Origin of the sequence: uncultured Flavobacterium sp. (assembly GCF_963974175.1) — a bacterium.
GTDB lineage: Bacteria > Bacteroidota > Bacteroidia > Flavobacteriales > Flavobacteriaceae > Flavobacterium.
Genome location: NZ_CAXBBR010000013.1, coordinates 58,059 through 67,326, shown reverse-complemented (window position 1 = coordinate 67,326; position 9,268 = coordinate 58,059). Strand labels below are relative to the sequence as shown.

4 protein-coding genes, 2 tRNA genes and 1 pseudogene are annotated in these 9,268 nt (G+C 36.4%); all 7 read right to left on the bottom strand.

The features are described from left to right. Positions 1-315: 315 nt before the first annotated feature. Positions 316-492 (bottom strand): annotated as a pseudogene (locus AAC069_RS15975) (ABC transporter permease); the annotation flags it as partial. Positions 493-833: 341 nt separating this feature from the next. Beyond that, positions 834-907, bottom strand: a tRNA-Asp gene (locus AAC069_RS15970). 521 nt (positions 908-1,428) lie between these two features. Continuing rightward, a tRNA-Asp gene (locus tag AAC069_RS15965) sits at positions 1,429-1,502 on the bottom strand. 86 nt (positions 1,503-1,588) lie between these two features. Further along, complete coding sequence (locus AAC069_RS15960; protein ID WP_339921434.1) at positions 1,589-2,518, bottom strand: DUF58 domain-containing protein; 930 nt, start codon at positions 2,516-2,518, stop codon at positions 1,589-1,591. A gap of 162 nt (positions 2,519-2,680) precedes the next feature. After that, the gene (gene trxA, locus AAC069_RS15955; RefSeq protein WP_072945763.1) at positions 2,681-2,998 is read right to left on the bottom strand and encodes a thioredoxin; all 318 of its coding nucleotides are present in this window, start codon (positions 2,996-2,998) and stop codon (positions 2,681-2,683) included. A 315-nt stretch (positions 2,999-3,313) separates the two neighbouring features. Next, the gene (locus tag AAC069_RS15950; protein ID WP_339921433.1) at positions 3,314-4,231 is read right to left on the bottom strand and encodes an outer membrane beta-barrel protein; all 918 of its coding nucleotides are present in this window, start codon (positions 4,229-4,231) and stop codon (positions 3,314-3,316) included. Between the two features lie 278 nt (positions 4,232-4,509). After that, the gene (gene dnaE / locus AAC069_RS15945; protein ID WP_339921432.1) at positions 4,510-9,045 is read right to left on the bottom strand and encodes a DNA polymerase III subunit alpha; all 4,536 of its coding nucleotides are present in this window, start codon (positions 9,043-9,045) and stop codon (positions 4,510-4,512) included. Between the last annotated feature and the right edge of the window lie 223 nt (positions 9,046-9,268).

Below are 9,268 nucleotides of genomic sequence, written 5' to 3'. Positions count from 1 at the left end.
ATGATTTCAACATGTGACAACTGGATTATCAACCTTCCTTTTTACACGATATAAAAGATCCGCCGAGATGTCTTTATATTCAAAGACATCTAATCGTTCTTTTTTAAGTTGTGTTTTTCACTTCTAATTTAAAACCACACACCTCTAACCATACTTTACTTGCGTTAGGAATAGTAGTGGAAAGCCCACAGCCTCGTCTTTTGGGACGAGACGAGGACTTGTAGCGGATAGCCCGACCCATTATAAAAAAAGAGGCTACTCCTTATATAAGGATAGCCTCTTTTTTTTTATAATGGGAAACGCCCGAATAATCTGTTAGTCGAAACGAATTGCTTTAACCGGTGAAATTTTGGTTATTATATAAGATGGAATTAGCAATACCAAAAAACAAACACTTATCGTAAGTCCGTTTAATAATAAAATATACCCCCAATTAAGATATACCGGCGCTTGATCGACATAGTAATTTTCAGGATTTAGTTTGACTATTCCAATTAAACACCTCATAAAACAACCCTCAAAGAATTAAGTAGGATGTATCACAAACCAAACAACCCTAAACCACTTTAACAATAGAGACACAACTGCTTTCAGCTATTCTATCAATGCAAAAATAAAACCTTTTAAATCTCGATTTTAAGAGAACTGAACCCCATCATTCTTCTCAGCTAGACCAACTAATAGCACTACTGAATTTTATTCCTCCACAAGTTTTGGATTTGATCTCCGTTTAAAATAAGCATCAAGCGATGCCAGGTATAATGTACAAACATAAAATTTAATTCTTTAAAACTAAAAAAGCCTTTCCGTTAAGAAAGGCTTCCCCAATATTGCGGTCTGGACGGGACTCGAACCCGCGACCCCCTGCGTGACAGGCAGGTATTCTAACCAACTGAACTACCAAACCTCAGCGCTATTGCGGTGCAAATATACAACACATTTTAGTTTAAAACCAACACTAAATTCAAAAAAAATACCGTTAAAATAACATCCTTTTCTCAAATTACTAGATGTCAGTCCACTATTTATTATTTCACCCGATTAATCGCCTTACAAAAGCACAATCCACCCCTTTTTCAGCACCAAAAACACCACTTTAGACCCAGTAAGTCCCAAACTAAGTGCCTTCACTATACCAATTAACTCTCCATAAATTGCATTCTCCAAATGTTTCTACAAGAATTCACGACACCTAATTATACTAAAGATGCTACTCCCTCTAAAAACAATCCCTGAGCACAATCTATTGTAAATCAAAAAAGCCATCCGTAGGTCCTGAATAAATCCAGAAACATGGAAAGCTTTTCATTGGTCTAACTACTAAACCCGGTCTCATTGCTACCAACTCGACCAAACAACACAACTAACTTTAGATACTTTAATGGGGCAAAAAAGCCTTTCCGTTAAGAAAGGCTCTCCCCAATATTGCGGTCTGGACGGGACTCGAACCCGCGACCCCCTGCGTGACAGGCAGGTATTCTAACCAACTGAACTACCAAACCTCTGCGTTATTGCGGTTGCAAAGATACAATACCTTTCGACTTACACAAGTATTTGCAATTAAAAAATTGCATTTTTTTTAAACTAACTATCCAAAGTTTTGTTTTTCAGCCAAGTATGTCAATAAAACTTTTTCAAAATTCTCACCAACATTCACTGAAACATACTTAATCTTGTTTTGAGCACAACTTAAAGCCAGTTTTTTGAAGTACAAAGCTGCTTGCTTTTCATATTCTTCCTTCACATTATCGGCAAAAACCGAAATAGATTCACCCGTCTCCACATCAATGAACTTCCTAGGCGTATTATCAAAGTCAAAATTCAGTTCTGTAATAGTATCTACAACATGAAACAACACCACCTTATGCTTGTTATGTTTTAAATGTTGCAACGCGCTAAACAATGCATCATCTCCAGAATCAGACTGAAACATGTCCGTAAATAGTATAATCATGGAGCGCCTATGCATTTTCTCGGCTATCTGATGTAAAAAAGTTATGGTGTCTGTATTTTTCTTAACCGTAGGTCTAACTAAAGTATTTTCAAGTGCATTCAATACCATTCTATGATGACGATCACTCCCTTTCTCAGGTGCGTAATATTCATAGGTATCGGAAAACACACTTAACCCAATAGCATCCCGCTGCTTCTTTAAGAGATTCATTAAAACTGCCGAAGCCAAAACAGAAAAACCTATTTTGTTTTCGTAAAAGTTTTGATTCGGTTTTAACTCAGGGTAATGCATTGAGGAGGAGTTGTCAATAATAATATGGCAACGCAAATTAGTCTCTTCCTCAAAACGCTTTGTGTACAACCGATCTGTCCTAGCAAATAGCTTCCAGTCGATATGCTTAGTACTTTCCCCTACATTATAGACTTTGTGCTCAGCAAATTCAGCCGAAAATCCGTGAAACGGACTCTTGTGCATCCCAGAGATAAATCCTTCGACAACCTGATTAGCCAACAATTCTAGATGCTGGAAACTCGAAATTTTTTCTACTTGCGATTCGATCTTCATCTTTCAAAGTTATTAAAAGATTGAATGATTTAAAAACTAAAAGATTACAAATCACAATCTAAAAGCTCAAAAGTTAAAGTTAAAACAAAAAAAAAGGTTTGACTCACGCCAAACCTTTAATCTGAATTTATAAAAAATTCTATATAAATTGTAATCTACTGATTACAACAACGCGTCTAAACTGTCAGCGTAAGTTTGCTTAGGAGCTACTCCTACTTGCTTTCCTACCACTTCACCGTTATGAAAAACCAAAACTGTTGGTATATTTCTCACACCGTATTTTGCTGCAAATTCTTGGTTTGCATCAACATCCACTTTCCCGATAACTACTTTTCCTTCGTATTCAGTACTCAATTCGTCAATGATTGGTCCAACCATTCTACAAGGTCCACACCATGCTGCCCAAAAATCTACCATTACTGGTTTATCTGATTTCAAAACTACTTCCTCAAAAGTAGCATCTGTTATTGCTAAAGCCATAATTTTTTTATTTAAAATTTAAAGTTCTAATCTCATTCAAAACTTGGATACAAATTTAGACATTTAAACCAAATGAAACACTATCCTCAAATTAGTTTTGGCTATGAAAGTATTGTCAATAATTATAAAAACTCTTTTAAAGATTGATTTGGATTAAAATTAGAAGCTACTCCCGCTCTTAGCTATATCTTTCATTGCCTAAAGACGGCAATAAAAGGATGCCGCTGCGATCAGTGCTAAAAAAACGGTTCCCAATAAACAAGAAAGGTTGCCTTACACAGGCAGCCTTTCTTAGAAAAAACAATTCTTTTTGTCCTACAAACTATATTTTAACCCTAACGTCAAACCTACACCACTTATACTGATATATGAACTTTGTTCGTCAGTAGCCCTAGTAGGATCTACAGTATTAAAATCAGCGTTATTAGACGAAGAGTTTAAAGTTTTAACATAGTTAGAATAGTTCTCAGCTCTAGTACGAGTACTTAAAGCATCTGTACCATTCACTTCGTATCTTGTAGTTTCTTTAGTCTTACCATGTACTGTAAAATTACGGTATTCAACCTCAGCAAATGCTGATAAATTTTTACCTAATTTATAAGAAGTACCAAGTGCAGCTAAAAATCCTACTGTAGGATTAGGTTTTACTTCATCCTCTTGAACGATTGTTCTTTGTCCTCCTACAGCTGGTCCATTATAGTCCTGAGTAGTTTCGATAACTAATTTTCCATTTATAGGAACGATAACTCCAACTTTAGAATAAGATTCAAATCCTTTTACTTCTCCTAAAAACAAAACTACTGCAGGAGCTAAATCCAAAGCTTTCACACGTCCATTTGCAGTCAAATCTAAATAAGTTGGCGATCCTCCAGCAACAGATATTATTCTATCAACTGTTTCAACCATAGTTTTACTATTACTATTGTAGTAATTAATCCCCATTTCAACCCCTAAACGATCTGTAAAGCGGTATCCAACGTTTCCACCATAACGAAAACCCTCTCCAAAAGAACCAGTAATACTCTCTCTTGAAACTAATTTACCTCCTACATAAATATCTCTATTTGGTTGTTGTCCACTAACTGTAGGAAACTCAGTCGCCGTCGCTTGTGTAAAATAAGATCCTCCAAGCTTGAAATACCAACTTTCTTTGTTGCTTTCTTTTTTGTCAGTTTGCCCCATCATTGTCATCGAGCAAGCTATAAATACTAATAAAAATAGATTCTTTTTCATGTTTATTATTTTTTTTTAATACTATCAAATTTAAAGGATTTTTCTGTATTTTAATTCCGTATTCACTAAAACATTGCCCTATTAAAAATAATATTATGCATGCATATATAAATCAATACGTTACAGAAAAATAAGAACTGTTTTAATATTACAAAAAAGTCTGAAAAATCAAAAAGCGCCGTTTTCATTGTATAAAACGACGCTTTTTAAACGTTATAGCAGTCAATTCAGACCGGTATTTATGTGATTACAAATTTACTTTCCTAATGACTACTAATCTAATTCAGCTTGAAATTAATTTGCATTTTCTCTAATTCAAACAATAACTCATTTGAAATTTTTATTTTCAGTTTCCTACTGGCCATCGTTAATTTAGTAACCACTTTAATTTCTTCGACTTCAACAACAGCTGCAGTTTCTGTTTCTACAGATTCTGGGACTTCCATCGCATCAGCTTCATCAATAAAATCGTCGGTTTCATTTTCGATAGTAATGGGCTCAGCTGCCACTATTTTTTTGACTTTTTCCAATTCCATGATTTCAAAAGTCACTAGATTATCCCCTTTATTTTCGAAAAAAAGATGCCCTAGCTTATGTATAAATTCAGGATCTAAGTCACTTATATTAAGTAGTACAATCAGTTTTTTTGCAAAATCATCTAATACATCCTGCAAATACTGTATTAACATGAACTGTATCCTTGGCTCACTTTTTTTACCGGTGTCTTGATTAACCCATCCTTCTTTGACCAATACTTTCATATAGGTGAAATTATTCTGAATAAAGAAATGACGGAACTTCAGGTATTCTTCTCCAAAAATCTTAAACTCATAACTTTCGTCATATCCTTCTAGAGTGAATATCCCCCAGCCTTTTCCGTTTTTAGCTACCCTGTGCTGCACATTATTTATAATTCCGCCAAAAGTCAGGTTCTTACCCACATGAAGCTCTAAACTTCTCAGTGCTTCCAACTTGGCATTACAAAAATACTTCATCTCAAATTTGTAATCATCTAATGGATGTCCAGATATATAGATTCCTACAACCTCTTTCTCTTTGGCTAATTTTTCCATTGTACTCCAGTCCTCACATGGAGGGATGATTGGCTCTTCAATTTGTACATCACTGCTTTCCCCAAACAAACTCACCTGTGATGAGTTCTCATTTTCCTGAAACTTAGCACCATACTTTATCGCCTTTTCATAAAAGGTAATTCCGTCGCCGTCATCATGAAAATATTGTGATCGTAAAGTTCCATCGAAAGAATCAAAACCACCTGCCAATATTAAGTTTTCTAATGCTTTTTTATTAGCAGCTCTCAAATCTATACGTTTAGTCAAATCAAAAACCGACTTGTATTTCCCGTCTTTTCTATTTTCGACAATAGTCGCTACTGCTCCCGCTCCTACTCCTTTGATAGCTCCCATCCCAAAACGAACCGCATAATTATCATTTACGGTAAATTTATAGAAGGATTCATTTACATCTGGTCCTAATACTTCCAGTCCCATTCGCTTGCATTCTTCCATAAAGAAAGAAACCTGCTTGATGTCACTCATATTATTAGACAATACCGCTGCCATATATTCAGCAGGATAATTGGCTTTTAAATAAGCCGTTTGATACGCAATCCACGCATAACAGGTAGAGTGCGATTTATTAAAGGCATATTCAGCAAAGGCTTCCCAGTCCTTCCATATTTTTTCTAGCTTGTCTTCTGGATGCCCTTTGGCAGCAGCCTGACTAATGAACTTCGGCTTCATTTTATCCAAGACATCTTTTTGCTTTTTCCCCATCGCTTTACGCAATACATCGGCATCACCTTTTGAGAAATCAGCTAATTTTTGAGACAAAAGCATTACCTGTTCTTGATAAACGGTAATACCATACGTATCTTTTAATAATTCTTCACAGGCATCAAGGTCATAAATAATTTCCTCTTCCCCATTTTTCCTTTTTACAAAACTCGGAATGTAGGCAATCGGTCCTGGACGGTACAACGCATTCATTGCAATCAAATCCGGAAAAACCGTTGGCTTCAGTTCCTTCATGTATTTCTGCATTCCAGCAGATTCATATTGGAAAATACCCACTGTTTCCCCGCGTTGGAAAAGCTCGTATGTTTTTAAGTCATCTATAGGAAAGGTATCTGGATCGAGATCAATTCCATTTCTATATTTCACTAATTTAACCGTGTCTTTAATCAAGGTAAGGGTTTTCAAACCCAAGAAATCCATTTTTAACAATCCAGCAGTCTCCACCACCGAGTTGTCAAACTGCGTTACATACAAATCTGAATCTTTGGCGGTAGCCACAGGAACAAAATCAGTAATATCGCTAGGCGTAATAATCACCCCACAAGCATGTATTCCTGTATTTCTTAAATTCCCCTCCAACACTTTAGCTTGCTGAATAGTCTCTCCTCCTAAATCATCTTCTCCAGCTAGAGCGATTAATTCTTTAATTTTATCAAACTCTTCTGGACGAACCGCCTTTCTTATTAATGCTTCGTCTTCATTTAAAAATCGGGCTAGATTCCATTTTCCAGGCATCATCCCCGGAATTAACTTGGCTATTTTATCGGCTTCAAATAAAGGCAAATCTAGTACACGGGCCGTATCTCGAATTGCCGATTTTGTTGCCATTTTACCATAAGTGATAATTTGTGCTACTTGTTTTGAGCCGTATTTTCTGATTACATAATCCATTACACTGCTTCGGCCTTCGTCATCAAAATCGATATCAATATCGGGTAATGACACACGATCGGGATTTAAGAAACGCTCAAATAGCAGGTTATACATCAATGGGTCAATGTTTGTGATTTTCAAACAATAAGCCACCACTGATCCTGCTGCAGATCCACGCCCTGGGCCTACCGAAACACCCATACTTCTGGCTTCGGCAATAAGATCCTGTACAATCAAGAAATATCCCGGATAACCAGAGTTAGAAATGGTCAGTAATTCAAAATCCAAGCGCTCTCGTATTACTTCTGTAATTTCAGGATACCTTCTATTTGCTCCTTCGTAAGTAAGATGTCGCAAATAAGCATTTTCTCCTCTCACTCCGCCATCGACAGCATCTTCTGCCACGAAAAACTCCTCGGGGATTTCAAATTTTGGCAACAAAACTTCCCTTGCCAAATTGTAAATTTCAATTTTATCTACAATTTCAGACAAGTTGGAAATCGCTTCAGGCAAATCCGTAAAGAGTTGCTTCATCTCATCGCCTGTCTTGAAATAGTATTCTTGATTTGGCAATCCAAAACGATACCCACGGCCACGACCTATAGGTGTAGTTTGTTTTTCACCATCACGAACACACAATAAAATATCGTGTGCGTTAGCATTTTCTTTTTCTATATAAAAAGTATTATTAGTAGCTACTATTTTCACTTCGTGTTTTCTAGCCAAAGAAATCAAAGTAGTATTCACTCTGTTTTCATCCTCTTGATTGTGACGCATCACTTCAATATAGAAGTCTTCCTTGAACTCTTCTTTCCACCATAACAAGGCTTCTTCTGCTTGGTTTTCACCAAGGTTTAAAACCTTATTCGGAATTTCTCCATTTAGATTCCCCGACAACACAATGATATCTTCTTTGTATTGCTGAATAACTTTCTTGTCAATTCTGGGCACATAATAAAAACCCTGAGTGTAGGCTATTGAAGACATTTTAGCCAAATTATGGTATCCTTTTTTGGTCTTCGCCAAAAGAACTATTTGGTATCCGTTGTCTTTACGGGTTTTGTCTTTATGATCTTCACATACAAAAAACTCGCAACCTACAATAGGCTTCATAGAAACCTCTGTTGGTTTCTCCCCATTTTCTATTAATGCTGCATTCTTGGTTTCAGCCGCTTTATTATGGTTTAAAATATCACGAACAAAGTGAAAAGCCCCCATCAAGTTAGCGTGATCCGTCATGGCAACCGCAGGCATTTTTTCTTTCGAAGCAGCCTTAACTAATTGCGCAATACTTATTGTAGATTGTAAAACAGAGAATTGAGTGTGGTTGTGTAAATGCACAAAATCCGTATCAACTAGTACTTTCTTATTCTCTGATAGCTCCTGTTTTGAAACTGTAGCTGTTTGCTTTTCGCCAAATTGCTGACGAATGGCATCAGAAGCTTCTTTTAAGTTGATATGCTTTAACCCAATAAGCTGAATCTCCTTTGGATTTTTACTCTGAAATTCCTGAAAATAACCAGCTGGCACATCCAGTTGCTCTTTGGTATAATTCTCTCTTCTAATTAACTCTAAGAAACAACGCGTTGTTGCCTCAACATCGGCAGTAGCGTTGTGCGCTTCTCCAAATGCTTTATTAAAAAGAAAACTATGTAATTCCGTTAAGGTGGGTAATTTAAACCTTCCTCCACGACCACCGGGTAATTTTAATAAGGAAGCGGTAACTTCTGTACAGGTATCGAGAACTGGCATTTTATTCATTTGGCTCTCCACTCCCAAACGATGAAATTCACAACCCATAATATTCAAGTCAAAACCTAGGTTCTGACCTACAATGAATTTAGCCTTACCCAATGCCACATTAAATTTCTCCAAAACTTCCGCTAAGGAGATTCCGTTTTCTGCTGCTAATTCGGTAGAAATACCGTGAATTCGTTCCGCATCATACGGAATATTAAATCCATCTGGTTTTACTAAATAATCCTGATGTTCTACGAGTTTCCCCATATCATCATGCAGCTGCCATGCGATTTGTATACAACGCGGCCAGTTATTAGTATCAGTGATGGGTGCATCCCAACGCTTTGGTAATCCAGTAGTTTCGGTATCGAATATTAAGTACATAAGCCCCTCCCCAGTCCCGCAATTTGCGGGAAGCCTAAATCATTCAGATATAGACCCGTGTATTTAACTGGCTGTAAACACTTTAAAATTAGTATAGTGATCAAAAAATTGAACTTCAAATTTAGGTTTTTTTGAGGTAAATAATGAGGTAAGTTATCAACAACCAAAACAAGTAGCAATAGAGTTATTATGTTTAATAGAGTGCCGATTATAAATTTAAATA